General features: G+C 56.4%; 17 protein-coding genes. 10 read left to right on the top strand and 7 right to left on the bottom strand.

From position 1 onward, the window contains the following. Positions 1-3: 3 nt before the first annotated feature. The 4 genes from AC6IZD_RS00875 to AC6IZD_RS00890 all read right to left on the bottom strand — a co-directional run bounded on the left by AC6IZD_RS00875 (position 4) and on the right by AC6IZD_RS00890 (position 2,547). Positions 4-981: an electron transfer flavoprotein subunit alpha/FixB family protein gene (locus AC6IZD_RS00875; RefSeq protein ID WP_497785789.1), complete on the bottom strand. Its 978-nt coding sequence runs from the start codon at positions 979-981 to the stop codon at positions 4-6. 35 nt (positions 982-1,016) lie between these two features. Then, on the bottom strand, positions 1,017-1,247 hold the full coding sequence (locus tag AC6IZD_RS00880; protein ID WP_497785790.1) for a hypothetical protein: 231 nt from the start codon (positions 1,245-1,247) through the stop codon (positions 1,017-1,019). 3 nt (positions 1,248-1,250) lie between these two features. After that, entirely contained in the window at positions 1,251-2,021 is a 771-nt protein-coding gene (locus tag AC6IZD_RS00885; protein ID WP_497785791.1) for an electron transfer flavoprotein subunit beta/FixA family protein, read from the bottom strand. Between the two features lie 253 nt (positions 2,022-2,274). Then, entirely contained in the window at positions 2,275-2,547 is a 273-nt protein-coding gene (locus AC6IZD_RS00890; protein WP_497785792.1) for a hypothetical protein, read from the bottom strand. A gap of 357 nt (positions 2,548-2,904) precedes the next feature. On the opposite strand from AC6IZD_RS00890, the gene AC6IZD_RS00895 reads away from it, so the two are divergent. The 10 genes from AC6IZD_RS00895 to AC6IZD_RS00940 all read left to right on the top strand — a co-directional run bounded on the left by AC6IZD_RS00895 (position 2,905) and on the right by AC6IZD_RS00940 (position 15,169). After that, positions 2,905-6,177, top strand: coding sequence for a TonB-dependent receptor (locus AC6IZD_RS00895; RefSeq protein WP_497785793.1), 3,273 nt, complete (start codon positions 2,905-2,907; stop codon positions 6,175-6,177). A gap of 259 nt (positions 6,178-6,436) precedes the next feature. Beyond that, positions 6,437-6,745: an RNA chaperone Hfq gene (gene hfq / locus AC6IZD_RS00900; protein ID WP_497785794.1), complete on the top strand. Its 309-nt coding sequence runs from the start codon at positions 6,437-6,439 to the stop codon at positions 6,743-6,745. A gap of 18 nt (positions 6,746-6,763) precedes the next feature. Next, entirely contained in the window at positions 6,764-8,227 is a 1,464-nt protein-coding gene (hflX, locus tag AC6IZD_RS00905; protein ID WP_497785795.1) for a GTPase HflX, read from the top strand. Positions 8,228-8,613: 386 nt separating this feature from the next. Then, positions 8,614-9,087, top strand: coding sequence for a F0F1 ATP synthase subunit B family protein (locus AC6IZD_RS00910; RefSeq protein WP_497785796.1), 474 nt, complete (start codon positions 8,614-8,616; stop codon positions 9,085-9,087). Next, the gene (locus tag AC6IZD_RS00915) at positions 9,088-9,825 is read left to right on the top strand and encodes a F0F1 ATP synthase subunit B (RefSeq protein WP_497785797.1); all 738 of its coding nucleotides are present in this window, start codon (positions 9,088-9,090) and stop codon (positions 9,823-9,825) included. It begins immediately after the preceding gene. Further along, positions 9,825-10,367: an ATP synthase F1 subunit delta gene (gene atpH / locus AC6IZD_RS00920; protein WP_497785798.1), complete on the top strand. Its 543-nt coding sequence runs from the start codon at positions 9,825-9,827 to the stop codon at positions 10,365-10,367. The genes AC6IZD_RS00915 and atpH overlap by 1 nt, the downstream gene beginning before the upstream one ends. A gap of 139 nt (positions 10,368-10,506) precedes the next feature. After that, a complete protein-coding gene (gene atpA, locus AC6IZD_RS00925) occupies positions 10,507-12,063 on the top strand; it encodes a F0F1 ATP synthase subunit alpha (RefSeq protein WP_497785799.1) in 1,557 nt (518 codons plus the stop codon). Positions 12,064-12,087: 24 nt separating this feature from the next. Further along, on the top strand, positions 12,088-13,137 hold the full coding sequence (atpG, locus tag AC6IZD_RS00930) for an ATP synthase F1 subunit gamma (protein WP_497785800.1): 1,050 nt from the start codon (positions 12,088-12,090) through the stop codon (positions 13,135-13,137). A gap of 109 nt (positions 13,138-13,246) precedes the next feature. Then, the gene (atpD, locus tag AC6IZD_RS00935; protein WP_497785801.1) at positions 13,247-14,689 is read left to right on the top strand and encodes a F0F1 ATP synthase subunit beta; all 1,443 of its coding nucleotides are present in this window, start codon (positions 13,247-13,249) and stop codon (positions 14,687-14,689) included. Positions 14,690-14,764: 75 nt separating this feature from the next. Further along, a complete protein-coding gene (locus tag AC6IZD_RS00940; protein ID WP_497785802.1) occupies positions 14,765-15,169 on the top strand; it encodes a F0F1 ATP synthase subunit epsilon in 405 nt (134 codons plus the stop codon). 63 nt (positions 15,170-15,232) lie between these two features. On the opposite strand, the gene AC6IZD_RS00945 is transcribed toward AC6IZD_RS00940, so the two are convergent. From AC6IZD_RS00945 to AC6IZD_RS00955, 3 genes are all read right to left on the bottom strand, one after another. Beyond that, a complete protein-coding gene (locus AC6IZD_RS00945) occupies positions 15,233-15,475 on the bottom strand; it encodes a DUF378 domain-containing protein (RefSeq protein WP_497785803.1) in 243 nt (80 codons plus the stop codon). A gap of 218 nt (positions 15,476-15,693) precedes the next feature. Further along, a complete protein-coding gene (locus AC6IZD_RS00950; protein ID WP_497785804.1) occupies positions 15,694-16,554 on the bottom strand; it encodes a PP2C family protein-serine/threonine phosphatase in 861 nt (286 codons plus the stop codon). Between the two features lie 36 nt (positions 16,555-16,590). After that, positions 16,591-17,346, bottom strand: a complete 756-nt coding sequence (locus tag AC6IZD_RS00955) for a response regulator transcription factor (RefSeq protein ID WP_497785805.1) — start codon at positions 17,344-17,346, stop codon at positions 16,591-16,593. Between the last annotated feature and the right edge of the window lies 1 nt (position 17,347).

Genomic DNA, 17,347 nt, shown 5'->3' on the forward strand with positions numbered 1-17,347 from the left:
GAACTAAACTTTTACTTTCTTAACTTCTTCCGTCAGAGCCGGGACGATCTCAAACAGATTGCCCACGACCGCGACGTCCGCGATTTCGAAGATTGGCGCTTCGGCATCTTTATTAATCGCAATGATGTTGCGGGAGCCCTTCATGCCCACGATGTGCTGGATGGCACCGCTGATTCCGAGTGCGAGGTAGAGCTTCGGGCTTACGGTTTGTCCGCTGGAGCCTACCTGGCGTTCCATCGGAAGCCATCCGGCGTCGCAGATCGGGCGTGAAGCCGCGATCTCGCCGCCGAGCGCATCGGCCAGAGCTTTGGCAATCTCGATGTTCTTCTGCTCTTTGATTCCGCGCCCGACCGACACGATGATTTCGGCCTGCGACAGATCTACGGCTTGCTTTGCTTCCTGAAAAGGCGTTTCGGGTTTGGTGCGAATCTCGCCGGTGGTGGCATTCACGTTTTCAACCGGAGAAGTGCCGGTCTCCACCTGATCGCCACGGAACGCTCCAGCCTGGAAGCTGACGAACCATGGCCCATCGCCTGACAGCGAGACATCCGCGGCAAACTTGCCTTGGAACATCTGGCGCGTGACGATCAGTTTGCCGCCCTCGAATTTGCACGCAACTGCATCGCTAACCAGCACGCTGCCGAGCGAAGCTGCGAGCTTCGGCGCAAAGTCGCGTACCTGGTACGTGTGCGGCAGCAGAATGAGCTTCGGCTTCTGCGTTTCAATGAACTTCTTGAGCGCTGCCACGAAACCATCGGGTGTGTAGCGCTCCAAAGTCGCGTCTTCTATTGCATACACCTTTGTCACCGCCGCCTTTGCGAGTTCGTCGGCTGCGGACGCAATGTTGCTGCCCACGACGGCAGACTCCAACGACCATCCGGTCTGTTTCGCCAGCGCCTGCGCGCCCGTGAGTGTCTCAAAGGAGACGCGGTTCAGCCTGCCTTCTCGCTGTTCCGCCACTACCAAAATCGTATCCGCCATCTCTCGTTTCCTCGATCGACTTGTATCGTGCGTCGTTAGCGCAGTGCGCGAATTTTGCGTTGTCCCACCCAGAGCATTGCCGCGCCGACAATGGCAAACACCGCAGAGCCGACGCCAATCACGTAGTGGCCTGCAGGAACCTCCGCCAGGTGGAAGAAATAGAGCAGCAAGGCGACCATCAACAGCAGGCCTCCAACGAAGCGCACTACGTTGATTGCCTCTCGCGTCTGCTCCAGGTCTTTCGGTTTCATCCGTGAAGTCGTCATCGCTTACAGCACCCGTAGCTCATCGCGCAGCTTCGAAGCCAGTTTCTTGGCAACTTCCGCCGCCGAGCCCTGAATGACTTCCGTCTGTTTCGTTTTCTTTGGAATGTAGAGCCGCTCGATCGTCAACTGATTCGGCTTCAGCGCCGCGCCGACCTCGTCATAGGTCACCTTGCGCAGAGGCTTGTTCTTAGCCTGCTTGATGCCGATCAACGTGGCGTAACGTAGTTTGTTGATTCCGGACTGGATCGTCAGCACGGCGGGCAGCGGCATATCTACATGCTGGAAGTAGCCGTTCTCCAGTTCGCGCTTCACCCGAATGCCGCCATCCTTGGCCTCAATGTGCATGATGATCGTGGCATGAGGCCAGCCCAGCAATTCGGCAAGCAGCACGCCGGTTTGGGCATAGCCGTAGTCATCCGACTGCAAGCCGGTAAAGATCAGGTCGAACTGCTCGCCCTTGATCGCTTCGGCAAAGGCTCGAGCGATGTTGAAGGCGTCGAGCGTAACGAATTTGTCGTCTTCAAGATGAATCGCGCGGTCGGCGCCCTTGGCCAGCGCCTCGCGTAGTACCTGCTGTGCGCGCGCCGGACCCGCCGTGATTACCACGACTTCGCCGCCATTCTTCTCTTTTTGACGTAGCGCCTCTTCCAGCGCATAAGCGTCGGGCTCGTTTACCTCGTAGCCCACATCTTCGCGGATCCATGTGGCGCTCTCATTCAGCTTGAGAGGCGCATCCTTCTGCGGAACCTGCTTCATGCAAACCAGGATTTTCACCTGCACCTCGAATAACGAAGGATTGAACTGAAGACACCCCAAGTGTCTGGAAACTCGAAAAATCCAAGAGAGAAGCACCCCCGCTTCATCTCTGATGTGCCAGCAACTAGGATGCGGCTGCGGGACCGACGAGTATATCTGCGCTGGCAGAAAAATGAATAGCCATTCACTTTTTGATGCTGAATCTATGGACTTCGCGAAAACAGAAAAGGACGCCGATTGGCGCCCTCTTAGGGTCGATGAATTGTTTCGTTTATAGGAAAGCTACGCTCTGTATGCCCACGATCTCGAAACGCTTGCGGCAGCGAATGTTCTTGCAGGCGAGTAGATCGTCTTTCCTGACCATATAGCTCTGGGCTTTTGCGTACTTTGCGCGGTCCCGCTCGTCAGCCCTCGGCGGCAGCGACTTCTTCTTTGTGCGCACAATCCAGCCGATCTCATATTCCATTTCTTGTCGGCAATGCGGACAGGTCACCAGATGCTTCTTGGTTTCCTGCCTCTCCTCGTAGAAGTCCCGTTCATCCATGGTGTCAATTATAGGGCGAGTAAGGCCGGAGACGGCTGTAGGAGAGAATTTTTGAGGGATGCTCGTCCTGATCCTTCCCTACGTATTTCAGAACACCATTTTGTTGCAAACTCTACCGAATTCAACATCTCTGAAATCAGGATTTACCAAAAATCATATATTTCCAATTTTCCACAACTTACTCCTGCTCCTAAGCTACTGAAATTTCGACACTACCCAGAAGTGCCACTCTGGAACGAGAGTTGCAGGTACTAAGGTACTTAGTTCTTTGAATCACCCAACTCGTTGTCTGTTCTGTTTTTTGAATTGGCGTTGCTTGCTGTTGCATTCACGTCACCTATGGAGAAGAAACAAGAAGTGAAAAACAACAGATTCTTCAAATACTTTCTCGTCAGCACGCTGATTCTGGTGTTCTTAGCCAGTTTCGGTTTCGCTCAGACGTCAAAGGGAACTATCACCGGCGTGGTTACAGATTCCTCCGGTGCCGTGGTGCCCAACGCTTCTGTTAGCGTTGTCGCAGCCGCCGGCGGCGAAAGCCGCAATGTTCCCACTGGGCCTAACGGAGTTTACCTTGTCTCGGCGATGTCGCCTGGTGAATACGTCATCACCATCAATGGGACCGGCTTCGCGCCGTTCAAGGTTGAGAAGGTGGTCGTTCACGCCGGTGTAACCACCTCTATCAATGCCGAACTTAAAGTAAAGTCCAGCGCTACCTCTATTACCGTCGAAGCGACCTCTGCTCAGGAATTGCAGACGATCAGCGGCGAAATCAGCCACGAAATTTCAAGCAAAGAAATCACCGAACTTCCTATTCCCTCGCTGAACCCGATCGAGTTGGCTCTTACTGAGCCCGGCGTTGTTAGCCAAGCCGGTCGTGACAGCATGACCAACGGCGTGGGCTTCTCGGTCAATGGCACCCGCCCCAGAGCAAATGAATTCCTGCTCGACGGCTTTGATAATAACGACTCCGCCATTCAAGGTCAGGCCATGCAGGCCACCAACCCTGAAGCGATCAGTGAAGTCGAAATCAAGACCAACTCCTTCGCCGCTGAATATGGCAAGGGCGGCGGTTCCGTTACGAACGTTACCTTCAAGGGTGCGAACAACCAGTTCCACGGATCTGCGTGGGACCTGCTCCAGAACTCGGCCCTGAATGCGAACACCTTTGATTCCAAGCTTGTTGGGAGCCCGAAGGCTCCTATGCATGACAACACGTTCGGGTTCTCTCTTGGTGGCCCGATCAAGAAGGACAAGCTGTTTGCCTTTGGTACCTACCAGTGGGATCGCTATGGGACCAGCGCAAATGGTTCCACGTTCCGTGTTCCAGACGCGGCCGGTATTGCAGCTCTGAACGCGTACGGCAGTGCAAACGCAAAACTGTTGGTCTCCGGTCTGAATGGACTGGTAGCGCCGACCCCCGCGAAGCCCTGTACCGGAAACGCGACCACTGATGCGAGCAATGCAAATTGCGAGTACCTCGGAAACGGTTCTGTAGTTGAAACCGGCCTGGTGCAGCGCACCGGTGTTGCCGAGCGGTCGCATGATGACCAGTGGACAACTCGTGTCGATTATCTGCCGACCAGCAAAGACTCATTCACTTTCCGCTACATCTTCGACGACACATTCCTGTCGCCTGACTTCTTTACGAATTCAACGGCTATGCCCGGCTTCGATACCATGCAGGGCGGTCGCTCTCAGAACCTGGGTATTCTTCACACACACACGTTCACTCCGAATGTTGTAAACGAAGCCCGCTTCTCGTTCGGGCGCATCAACTTCGGGTTCCTGCCCACACCCGCGACCAAGGCGAACCCGGCTGCATTGGGTCCGCAGTACACAATCGATGGCCTGACCAACCTTGCGCTCGGTATGGATTCTGGCAATCCGCAGTCCCGTACTCACAACACGATTCAGTGGCAGGATGCTGTCAACTGGACGACGGGTAAGCACACCTTCAAGTTCGGACTCGATATGTCCGAAATTTGGAGCTACGACACCATTCCGTTCAACGGCCGCGGTACTCTGGCGTTCCAATCCGGCGGTACTAGCCCGGATGGCGGAACCTACTCTGCTCTGGCCAACTTTGCGGATAACTACACTGGTGAGAGCGGAAGCCTTTCCAAGGTTTTTGGAATCAGTCGTCTTCGCAGTAACGCCTTGGTTCAGAACTACTATGTCCAGGATACCTGGCGCGTACTTCCGAACCTGACGCTCAACTTGGGTGTCCGCTATGAATATGCCGGCAACCCCGAGAACAGCCTGAAATACCCGGCGATCAATGCCAAGCTCCCGATCACACAGCTCGGAACTGCGTCCGAGCCTTGGCCCGCTCGCCAAGTCGTTAAGAATGACAACAACAACTTCGCTCCTCGTGTAGGTATCTCTTACACGCCGAAATTCTGGAAAAGCCTGTTTGGCGATGAGAAGACTGTTCTCCGCGCTGGATACGGTATGTTCTATGACTCGTTCTTCAACAACATCCTCGTGAACTCGGGTGCCAATTCGCCGAACGTGTTCGGCGGCACAATCACTGGTGGTGATGGTCGCGGCTTGGCGAACGCCACAACCGCATTCGCCGGCATCACTGGTGAATACAGCCCGACCTCGCTCCAGGAGCTGGTTGACAGCAACTTGGTCGCACCGATCACGCACCAGTGGAACATCGACGTCGAGCGTGCACTTCCTAGCAACTTTGTCCTCACCCTGGCATACGTTGGAAGCCGTGGCGAGAAGCTGTTTGCAAATCGCGAACTCAACTACACGAACTTCGATTACGAGACTCACCTGAACCCCGACTTCGGCCGTGTTATCATCCGTGCCAACACTGCTGATTCCAACTATCACGCTCTTAACGCTAAGTTGGATCGTCGCTTCAGCAACGGTCTGCTGCTCCGCGCAGCTTACACGTACTCGAAGATGATCGATGACGGTTCGGAAGTGTTCGTCACCTCCGGATACAGCTCCTACCCGCAGATCCTGGACAATCGCAAGGCTGATTACGGTCCGTCCGCTTATGACCGCAAACACCGTTTTGTGTTCTCGTATGTGTATGCAATTCCCAGCCTGCACAATACAGACAACGCGTTTGGCAAGATCGCGCGTGAAGTTCTGGCGCACTGGCAGATTTCGGGCACGACTAGCTTCCAGACTGGCGCTCCTGAAACCGTAGCCGACGGCTTCGACGGCAACGGCGACGGAATCGCATCGGATCGTCCTTCCTTGGCCAACCCCAAAGCTCCGATGAACAAGTGGGCACTCGACGGCATGCAGATCGGTGGAACTCCTGGCGTGCTTTATGACGGCCCGTCTGCTCTGAAGGGTAAGGGCGTTGTCGTAAAGATGAGCGACGTTCACTGGTATGTTCCGGATGGCGTGAATACTCTGTACGGAAACGTTCGTCGCAATAGCCTTTACACCAACGGAACTCAGGATTGGAACTTTGCGCTTGCGCGTACGTTCCCGATCACTGAGGGACATCAGTTCCAGGTACGCACCGAAATGGCGAATCCGTTCAATCACGCGAATCTCGGCATTCCAGTGTTCGTTCTGACCAGCTCGGATCTCGCCGACAAGAGCATCACTGCTTACGGCGGTCGTACGATCCGTTTCTGGCTCAAGTACAGCTTCTAACCTGTTGTAAATTGCAGTATTCAGGGAGCCTCTCGGGGCTCCCTTCTTTTTCAGCCCAAAACGGTCCAATGTCGTTGCCTCGCCCTCATGTTCTTCCACCAAAGTTGTATCCAAGTTGAAATTGCTCCTCGGACGCCGTATCGTAGTGGCTTGTCCGGGAGACGCGATTTTCCCCCGCCGGACAGGGTTAACCCGCCAGATGTTTGTGTGGGCGGCGTTTCTGGTTTTCTGGCTGTTCTACTTGAAGGAGAAGTGACCGATGGAAAGCAAACCGGCACAGAACATACAAGACTCGTTTCTCAACACTGCAAGAAAAGACAAGTCCGTCATCACGATTTATCTTCTCAGTGGCGTCAAGCTTTCCGGACGCATTCGCTCTTTCGACAAGTATTCGGTTGTGCTGGAGACAAACAACCAGGAACAGTTGATCTTCAAGCATGCCATCTCGACCGTGGTCATGGCGCGCGCCCCGCATGTGGAGCGCCCAGCCTCGCATCCGCCGCAGTCGGTCGCGGCTTCTCCAGCCACGACGCCTGCTGCGCCGCTAACGTCTACGTCGCAGGGGTGAGCCATCGCTGAGCGTCGCTTGCCCGGTTCTCTGGAAGCCGCCGCGGCTTCGGTTACACGCCCCCGTGTTCCCGGCGAACCTGAACGTGCATTTCTAGTAGGAGTTGAGTTTCGCAGTCAGCCGAGCTCGCGCCCACGTGGCGATGATGAGCCAGCGGAGGAGTCTGCGCATCGACCTGCGCGCATTCCACCCCAAGCCTTACAGGCCAAGTCTGCGTCCCGAACTTCGCTTCGTCTTGAGGCTTCTGATCATGCTGTTCCGTTTAGCGCCTTCGAGTCTCTGGCCGAACTCCATGAACTGACCGAGAGCGCTGGCGCTACCGTTGTTGGCGAGATCATGCAGCGCAGAGATCGTCCTGATCCCGCTACGCTGATCGGCCGCGGCAAAGTCGAAGAGGTTGCTGCAGCCGCAAAAATGGCCGATGCGGGCGTGCTCATCTTCGACCATGAATTGTCTGCCTCACAACTGCGCAATCTAGAACGCGAGTTTCACTGCCGGGTGGTCGATCGCACTCAGCTAATTCTCGACATCTTTGCACGCCACGCACGCACGCGTGAAGGTCAACTTCAAGTTGAGCTAGCACAGCTCGAATACATGCTCCCACGCCTCACGGGGCGCGGTGCGGAGATGTCTCAACTCGGCGGCGGAATTGGTACGCGCGGTCCTGGAGAAACACAGCTTGAAACCGATCGCCGCAAGATCTTTCGGCGAATCCGCCATGTTAAGCAACAGATCGAGGAAGTGCGGCGCATCCGGTCGCAGCAGCGGCGGCGGCGCGAAAGCGTTCCGGTGCCGGTCGTTGCGCTCGTGGGCTATACAAATGCGGGGAAGTCAACGCTATTCAACGCGCTGACGCGCGCGGGCGTCGTTGAAAGCTCGCGTATGTTCGCCACACTCGATCCCACGCTTCGGACAGTGACTTTGCCATCAAGGCGAGACGTGCTGCTATCGGACACGGTGGGATTCATTCGTAATCTGCCGACGACGCTGGTTTCTGCATTCCGCGCCACGCTCGAGGAGGTGCAGAGGGCGGCACTCCTGCTGCAGGTGACAGACGCAACCAGTCCGACGGCTGCGGAGCAAATGGCACAGGTGGAGTCGGTTCTGCGCGAGCTTGATGCCTTCGACAAGCCTCAACTCCATGTGCTGAACAAGATCGACCTGTTTGATGATGAGGCTCGCTCGCAACTCCGGGACAACGAGGATGACGTCCACATTTCCGCTGCTCGAGGACTCAACCTCGATCGGTTGTTGGCCGCCATCGATGCACATCTTGATCTCGATCCCGTCGAGCGGGCGCATCTGCGGGTGCCTCAGGCAGAGGGGAAAGTCCTAGCCCAGCTCGAAGCGCGCTCGATTATCCTTTCTCGCGAATATGCTGAGGGTGAAATGGTGGAGTTCGAGGTGGATGCCCCGCGTTCCCTCCTTAGAAAGCTGGAGCGTTTCGTTGTAATCGAAGGTTTTCGACCCCAGCAAAACTAAGTCAAAGAAGACGAGAACGGGCCCGGGCGAAGTGCTTAAGGTTCCGCTAAGGGATTGTTCTTGCTCCTAAGACGATTTTGCTTGCAATTAAGCTCATAAGAAAATTAAATGGGCCTATGGGTGAGGAGCGGAATGTTTATTCCTCAACCATAAGCCCATTCGATCCTGGAGTGGATCGGAGGCGATGGGGGTATGGTAGCGCTGTCCATTCTTGAGTCAAGTGAGATCGAGAGCGTCTCCTGCTTTCCTTCCCGATTTCATTTACCGTACGGGCTAAGTTAATAGAAAATATAGGGAAAGATTGACAGTACCTCATAGGGAATGGTAGCTTCGGAAGTTTCTTGTGGGTTCCCTTACTTCTCGGCTGTCGCACTCACGATATTGAAATGGAACAAACCCTCAATCAATTAGGTAATTTACTGCTCGGCTCCATACCAACCGTGGTGCTTCTGTTGGCACTGTACGGTCTCTACCACGTATTGGTGCACAAGCCGCTGGAAGCCGTGTTGGCCGAACGTCGGAAGCGCACGCAGGGAGCGATCGAGCAGGCACGCGCTGACGTTGCCGCCGCAGCCGCTCGCGCAACCGAGTACGAGAACCGCCTTCGCGAAGCTCGGCTGGCAATCTTCAAGTCACTCGACACCCGCCGGAAGCAGGCCCTGGAGGCTCGCGCCGCCGCCGTAGCCCAAGCTCGTGAGCGCGCCCAGCAGCAAATCGCTGAAGCCAAGGCTCAAATGGAGCAGGAAGTCGCAATCGCGCGTACGTCGCTTCCCGTCGAAAGTGATCGCCTCGCCAACCAAATAATTCAGACCATCCTTCAGACTGCCGGAACCAGCCCGGCCTCGGTGGGCGGACGCTAAATGTCAAAGAGAATTCACGTTTACATCCTTGGGCTGGGTCTCGTGTTGGGGACTGGTGTGGTGGTTGCCCAATCTGAAGCTCCGTCGCAGCCGCCTGCGACCGCGACCCAGCAATCGTCTGAAGTTCAGAAGCAGTACGCAGAAGGGAAAGTCGCTGCAGAGCCTAAAGACAATCGCGCACCTCAAGAAGAGGAAGAAGAGAACATTCAGTTCAAGTACTCCTCCGTCGTGCGTGGCGTTGCGGCCAAGACCGGACTCTCGAAAGAGGCTGTGTACTGGATTTTTCTGACCATCAATTTTCTGATTCTTGCCGGTGCTCTTGTTTGGATCGTTCGCAAGGCGCTGCCGCACGGTTTTGCCCCGCGCAATGCCGAGATTCAGAAGGGAATCGAAGAAGCTCGGAAAGCCAGTGCTGAAGCCAGTTCGCGTCTAGCGGAAATTGAGAGTCGGCTTGCCAAGCTCGATACCGAAATTGCCGCGATCAGGACTGCAGCCGAGGCGGATTTCAGCGCAGAAGAGCAGCGCATTAAAGCCGCTGCTGAGCAGGATGCGAAGAACGTGGTTGCCGCTGCTGAGCAGGAGATTGCCGCAGCATCCCGTACTGCGCAACGCGAGTTGAAGGCTTACATTGCGGATCTCGCGGTCGGCTTGGCAGAGAAGAAAATCACCGTGGACGAAGCTACAGACCACGCTCTCGTGCGTGACTTCGCTTCGCAGCTCGGAAAGGATGGACAATAATGGCAGCCGTTTCCGGCCGTTACGCCCGTGCCCTTGCCGATGTAGTCACCGACAGCAAGTTGGACGTCTCCAAAGCCATCGAGCATCTGCACTCGCTCGTTTCTGCGTTTCAGGAGAGCCGCGATCTGCGCGAAGTCTGGGAATCGCCCGCCATTCCGGTTGAGCAGAAGCATCAGGTTCTTGATTCGCTGACCGTGAGGCTTGGAATCACGGAACGTCCGTTGCGCAATTTCGTAGCAGTGCTCATCGACCAGGATCGCATCGCGCTATTTCCAGAGATCGCTAAGCTAGTGGATGAGGAGCTCAATAGCCGCACGGGACGCATTCATGCCGATATCGTGAGCGCTCGCGAGCTTGGTCCCGAGCAGCAAGCCCAGTTGGTGACGGAGATTACGCGCCTTACTGGCAAGACGGTTCAGCCCCACTACTCGACTGATGCAACGCTGATTGGCGGCGTTAAGGTTCGTGTAGGCAGCACAATTTACGACGGCACCGTGCGTGGACAGTTGCAGCGCCTGCGTCAGCAGTTGGTCGAGGAATAGGCAGTTGTGTGGTGCCGGTCTCCGGTGCCAAGGCAAGCAGGATTTTGGGACGCCAACACGGCGCTCCAGTTGTTTTGAGTTTTGATCAATCAAGTGCCACCGCCGGTCACAGATCGGTGCTTGGTAGCTGAGAGCTAAAATGGCCCAGATTAAAGCAGACGAGATTACACAGCTCATTCGTGAGCAAATCGAAAACTACGAAAACAAGATCACTGTCGATGAAGTTGGTACGGTGATCTCCGTTGGCGACGGCATCGCCCGTATTCACGGTCTCGACAAGGTTATGGCCGGCGAACTGCTCTCTTTCCCGCATGGCATCGCGGGTCTGGCCATGAACCTCGAAGAAGATCAGGTCGGTTCCGTGCTCCTCGGCGAAGCCACTGAAATCCGCGAAGGCGACCAAGTTAAGCGTACCGGTCGAATCATGAGCGTGCCTGTGGGCGATGCTCTCATCGGCCGCGTCGTCAATGCTCTGGGGCAACCAATCGACGACAAAGGCCCGATCGTCACCGACAAATACAATCCTGTCGAGCGCCTGGCCCCCGGCGTTATTGATCGTCAGCCTGTGCGCGAGCCAATGGCAACCGGTATCAAGGCTATTGACGCCATGATTCCTATCGGACGCGGCCAGCGCGAACTGATCATCGGCGACCGCCAGACCGGTAAAACCGCCATCGTTCTCGACACCATCATCAACAACAAGGGCGGCGACCTCATTTGCGTGTACGTGGCTATCGGCCAGAAGCGCTCGACCGTTGCCCAAGTTGTGAAGACTCTGGAAGAAGCGGGCGCGATGGCGTACTCCATTGTTGTCGTAGCTTCGGCTTCCGATCCGGCTCCGATGCAGTACATCGCGCCGTACTCGGGCACTGCTATCGCCGAGTACTTCCGTGACACAGGGCGTCATGCGCTGGTGATTTACGACGATCTTTCGAAGCACGCGGCGGCCTATCGCGAAATCTCGTTGCTGCTCCGCCGTCCACCGGGGCGCGAAGCCTATCCGGGCGACGTGTTCTATCTCCACTCACGTCTACTGGAGCGCTCGAGCAAGCTGAGCGAAAAGCTGGGCGGTGGATCGATCACCTCGCTGCCGATCATCGAGACGCAGGCTGGTGACGTTTCGGCGTACATTCCGACGAACGTCATTTCGATCACCGACGGTCAGATCTTCCTCGAAGCTGACCTGTTCAACTCCGGTGTGCGTCCTGCTGTGAACGTCGGTATTTCGGTATCGCGTGTAGGATTCTCCGCTGCCATCAAGGCAATGAAGCAGGTCGGTTCCAGCCTGAAGCTGGAACTGGCGCAGTACCGCGAACTCGCAGCATTTGCGCAGTTCGGTTCCGACCTCGACAAAGCGACGCAAGCGCAGCTGAATCGCGGTGCGCGTCTCGTCGAGCTGCTCAAGCAGGGACAATTCGAGCCGCTGCCGTTCACGCATCAGGTTCTGTCGATCTATGCCGGTACGAACGGATATCTCGACGATATCGCTGTCGAAGACGTGCGTCCGTTCGAGAAGGCGCTCTACAACTATGTTGAGACCGCCAACCCCGCTCTGTTCAAGAATCTGGCGGAGAAGAAGGCACTCAACGACGAGATCAAGGCCGACATGAACAAGACAATCAAGGAAGCAAAGGAACGCTTCCTTGCCGAGCGCGAATCGCAGCGCAAGCCAGCCGTAGCCACGGCTGCTCAATAGGGGCAACTGCCAGAGTGAACGAATATGCCTAACGTTCTGGACATCCGGCGCCGTATCCGCAGTGTGAAGAGCACGCGGCAGATTACCAAGGCCATGAAGATGGTCTCTGCCGCGAAACTTCGCCGTGCGCAGGACCGCGCCCTGGCCGCCCGCCCTTACGGGCAAATGCTGACCAACGTGCTCAAGTCGCTTGTCGAGCGCGCCGATGTCATCGATACCGATACAGGTAAAGCGAAGCATCCGCTGCTGGAAGCCCGCCCGGAGCGCAACATCGTGCTCGTCGTCGTCACGGGAGATCGCGGACTGGCTGGAGGATTCAACTCCAACCTGCTTAAGGCTGCGCAGCGCTTCCTCGATGCGAAGCTTGCAAGCTCCGAAACCGAGATCAACGTCGACATCGAGTGCGTCGGACGCAAGGGACGCGACTACTTCCGTCGGCGCTATCCGGCGCAGGCGGCAGATGAAGAGCGTACTGCGCAAGTGCGCGTTACCGGCGAGCATCTTGGAATCCTGAAGGTGCCGCAATTCGCGCAAGTCTCGCCGATTGCCGAAGATATCATCGAACGCTACACAAAAGGCGAAGTCGATGCTGTCTATATTTTGTTCAACGAATTCAAATCGGTGATTGCTCAGCGCTTGGTAGTTGAGCAGCTTTTGCCCGTCAGCAAATTGGGCGAGCGCGACATTGAGCAAGCGATCGAGCCCTCGGCAGAAGAGCGCGAGCGTGCAGGTGAGGCCGCGACTTCGGCAGGCATCAGCCTCGAGGCGCAGGATACATCGGAAATCGACCGTCGTGCCGCTGGCTTTGCCACTGCGCAAGTTGACTACATTTATGAGCAGCCCGCAGCTACGCTGTTCCGCGCGCTGCTTCCCAAGTACGTTGTTGGGCAAATCTATCGCGCCATGCTGGAGTCTGTTGCCGCTGAGCATGCAGCCCGTATGACGGCCATGGATTCTGCCACTAACAATGCAGGCGAACTGATCGACTCGCTCACGCTCTCGATGAACCGCGCCCGTCAGGCGTCGATTACGAAGGAAATCATCGAAATCGTCAGCGGTGCCTCAGCTCTGTAATTCAGCCTTCGCGCAAGCGAAGCAAACGATATTGGCACTACGGGTTTCAGCTTCAAGGGCAACCTTGGAACCTTGAAACCCTGAAACTTTGAAACAAGGTTTTCTACATATGCCTGAAAACATCGGACACGTCATTCAGATCGCCGGACCCGCCGTTGACGTACAGTTTTCCGAAACGGCCATTCCCTCGATCTACACCGCCCTTCGTGTTGTTAGCGATGGGTTCAACACCCCGCAGCCGGTGAATGTAATCCTCGAGGTGCAGCAGCACCTTGGCGAAGGTCGCGTTCGCTGTGTTGCTATGGAACCCACCGAAGGCATGGTTCGCGGCATGAAAGCCATCGACCTCGGTGGCCCCATTAGCGTTCCCGTAGGTCGTCAGACGCTGGGCCGCGTGATGAACGTGATCGGCGAGCCGGTGGATAGCCTTGGCCCGATCGGCTCTGAAACGCGCATGCCGATTCACCGCCAAGCCCCGGCCTTTGACGAGCAATCTACGCGCGCCGAGATGTTCGAGACTGGTATCAAGGTCATCGATCTCATCCAGCCCTTCTTGAAGGGCGGCAAAATTGGTCTGTTCGGTGGCGCTGGCGTCGGCAAGACGGTCGTCATTCAGGAACTCATCAACAACGTCGCCAAGCAGCACGGCGGCTACTCGGTCTTTGCCGGAGTAGGTGAGCGCACCCGCGAGGGAAATGACCTCTGGCTCGAGTTCCAGGAGTCGGGCGTCATTAAGGCAGGCGATCCATCCGCATCGAAGGCTGCACTTATCTACGGCCAGATGACCGAGCCTCCAGGGGCGCGTCTGCGCGTGGCACTGACTGGCCTCACCGTCGCAGAGCATTTCCGCGACGCCGAAGGCGCCGACACGCTGCTGTTCATCGACAACATTTTCCGCTTCACCCAGGCGGGTTCCGAAGTATCTACACTGCTCGGCCGTATGCCTTCAGCGGTGGGATACCAGCCCAACCTCGCCAGCGAAATGGGCGAGTTGCAGGAGCGCATCACTTCGACCAAGAAGGGGTCGGTCACCTCGGTGCAGGCCATCTATGTGCCCGCCGACGATTTGACGGATCCGGCTCCGGCCACCACGTTTGCCCACCTCGATGCAACAACGGTGCTCAACCGCGCGTTGACTGAAATCGGTATTTACCCGGCGGTCGATCCTCTGGCCTCCACCTCGCGCATTCTCGATCCGCGCGTTGTTGGCCAGGAGCACTACGATGTAGCGCAGGCTGTGAAGCAGACCCTCCAGACCTACAAGGATCTGCAGGACATCATCGCCATCCTTGGCATCGACGAACTGTCGGAAGATCAGAAGCTGACTGTGTCGCGCGCCCGCAAGGTTCAGCGCTTCCTGTCGCAGCCCTTCCACGTCGCCGAGCAGTTCACCGGATTCCCCGGCAAGTACGTCAAAGTCGAGGATACGGTGCGCAGCTTCAAGGAAATCATTGACGGCAAGCACGACGCGATTCCTGAGCAGGCCTTCTACATGAAGGGCTCGATCGAGGAAGTGCTCGAAGCCGCTGAGCAGATGAAGGCAAAGGCCTAGCGTCCGGGAGATTAGCCCCAGTTCATAATCCGATTATGGCTGGGGCTACTGATCCGGTCGAACCAGGACACTGTTATGGCAGATTCACTAGAACTCGAAATTGTCACGCCGGAGCGCCAGGTCATAAAGGACCGTGCCGAGCAGATCCAGATACCGGGCCGCAACGGCTATCTCGGAATTCTCCCCGGCCACGCGCCGCTTATTACCGAACTTGCGGTCGGCGAAATCACGTACAACAACGCCGGTCTTACAACGCGTCTGGCTGTGGCCTGGGGCTTTGCCGAAGTGCTGCCCGACAAAGTCACGATTCTGGCAGAAACTGCCGAGCGCGCCGAGGACATTGATATTCCTCGCGCTGAAGCTGCCCGAGACCGTGCGCAGGAGCACTTGAAGAAGGCCGATGACGCAGCCGCCTTCGAGGAAGCTTCACTCGCTTTGGCCCGTGCCGAAGCTCGGCTGCAGGTAGCAAACAAACAATAGAAATTGTTCACAAGTGAAAAGCCCCGGCTCGAACCGGGGCTTTTTCTTTAGCGCGATATTGCGTTACCGGGCACGGTTCATGCTTAGCTCCGGATTCCAGCGTCGCTGCATTGCCTTCCATGAAACCCCCTCGTATATCCCCGCGAGTCCCACCAACGCATACACGATGGAAGTCAGAGCCGAGGTTTCACCGAAGTGCATACCAAAGATCGCGGCTACCAGATCAAACCGCGCGAGACCCACAAGTCCCCAGTTCAACGCTCCTATAACCACCAACGCCGTTGCCAACAGATCGACTACCTTCATTCTGTACCCCACATCTCCAAGCGACTCGAAAGATCGAGCGCGCCGAATTGACCAACGTTTAAATAGATGTGAAAGGGCGGAACCAGTAGTGGCGAATATCAAATGCGTTTAACTGACTTGCAATTCCGAGGGCGGGATTTGCGTCTGCGTCAATTGATCGAGAGAGCACCTTCGCACACTTCGAATGTGTTCAGTCCAGAGTCGATTTGTCTGGCAATCTAGGCAGCATCTTGACTGTCTTGAAATCGAGCGACCATCACGGTGCAATCGTCTTCCCGCGCCCGGGTTCCAGAAAAGTCTTGGGCCGCGCCAACCACTGAGAACAGCATTTCCGAGATTGAAAGCGACATTGCCTTCTGGGCTTCGTTGATCACCTTCGCGGTGTCGAACTCTTCATCTCGCTCATTCCTGCACTCGATCAGTCCATCGGAGAATGCAATCAGTGTGTCTCCCTGACGCAGCGGGATGCTGACGCTCTGGTATTCAGCCTCGTGCAGAACACCCAACAACGGACCACCCGCAGTCAGCATCTCAGGCGGTTGGTTCTCTCTTAGCAGAATCTGCGCAGGATGGCCGGCGTTGCTGTATACGAGTTCACCTCGTTCGCAATCAACGTAAGCAAGGAACATGCTTGTGAACGGAGGAGAGGGGCATGTTGCACACATGGTCTCATTCAGCGTGTGCAAAACCGATGCCGGATCCTGGGTATTGCTGCCATACATGCGACAGAGTTGCAGCACGTGAACAGACCACATTCCGGCCTGCAATCCCTTCCCACAGATGTCTCCAACGGCGAGCATCTTGCTAGCACCGAAATCGGCGATGCAATAGAAGTCGCCCGAGAGATGGCGCACTGGGAACAGTTCCGCAGCGATCTCGATCGAGTCTTGCCGCACAAGTCGCGGTCCACACAGATAGCGCTGCATCTGCGCGGCCTCAAACAAATCGCGGCGCAGTTCTGCGGCTTGAGCATTAGCCAGAGCGAGTTGTTCTTCCAATGCTGTGATCGCGCCCTGTGCCTCTGCCGCAAAAACAGCGATTCCCGGCACGTTCAGTTGAACTCGATTTCGATGTGCCATTGTTGTGTTCCTGATGTCGTGTTCCTAAGCCTGTCGCTAGCCTACAAACCTGTACCCGATGCCGTGGACTGTGAGCAGGAATTGTGGCTGTTCGGGAGTAGGTTCAAGCTTCTGGCGCAGATGCACGATATGCGCGTCCACGGTTCGTGTCGTCGGATAGTTCCCGTAGCCCCATACTTCATCCAGAAGCCTGTCGCGAGTAATCGTCTCTCCCGGATGACAGATGAAGAACTTGAGCAGGTCAAACTCCTTGCTCGAGAACTCAAGCCGCCTGCCCGCCCTCAATACCTGGCAAGCTTTCATATCCACTTCGACATCGCCGAATGCGTAGCAGTCCATGGTCTTTGGGAGCACGTGGGCACGGCGCAGAACGGCCTTCACACGCGCAAGTAATTCGCGAATCGAGAACGGCTTTGTGACGTAGTCGTCTGCACCGAGTTCGAGGCCCACGACCTTGTCGATCTCCTGTCCGCGAGCGGTGAGCATGATGATCGGCAGCGAAGGGCGCTTCGCCTTCAACTGCTTGCAAACATCAAGTCCGCTCATCCTCGGCATCATTACATCGAGGACCACGAGGTCTGGTGCTCCAGAGAGAGCACGTTCCAAGCCTTCCACTCCGTCGCGAGCGGCGATCACTTCGTAGCCTTCAAACTCGAAGTTGTCGCGCAAGCCTGCAACCATGTTTGGCTCGTCTTCCACAACCAGAATGCGAGCTTTGGATGAGCCCGTGGTTGTGGCAATAGGCTGCGGAGCCGGCATGGTGGAGAGCTTGCGGTTCTGATGTGCGTTCATG

It is taken from the genome of Koromonas humicola (genome assembly GCF_059726255.1).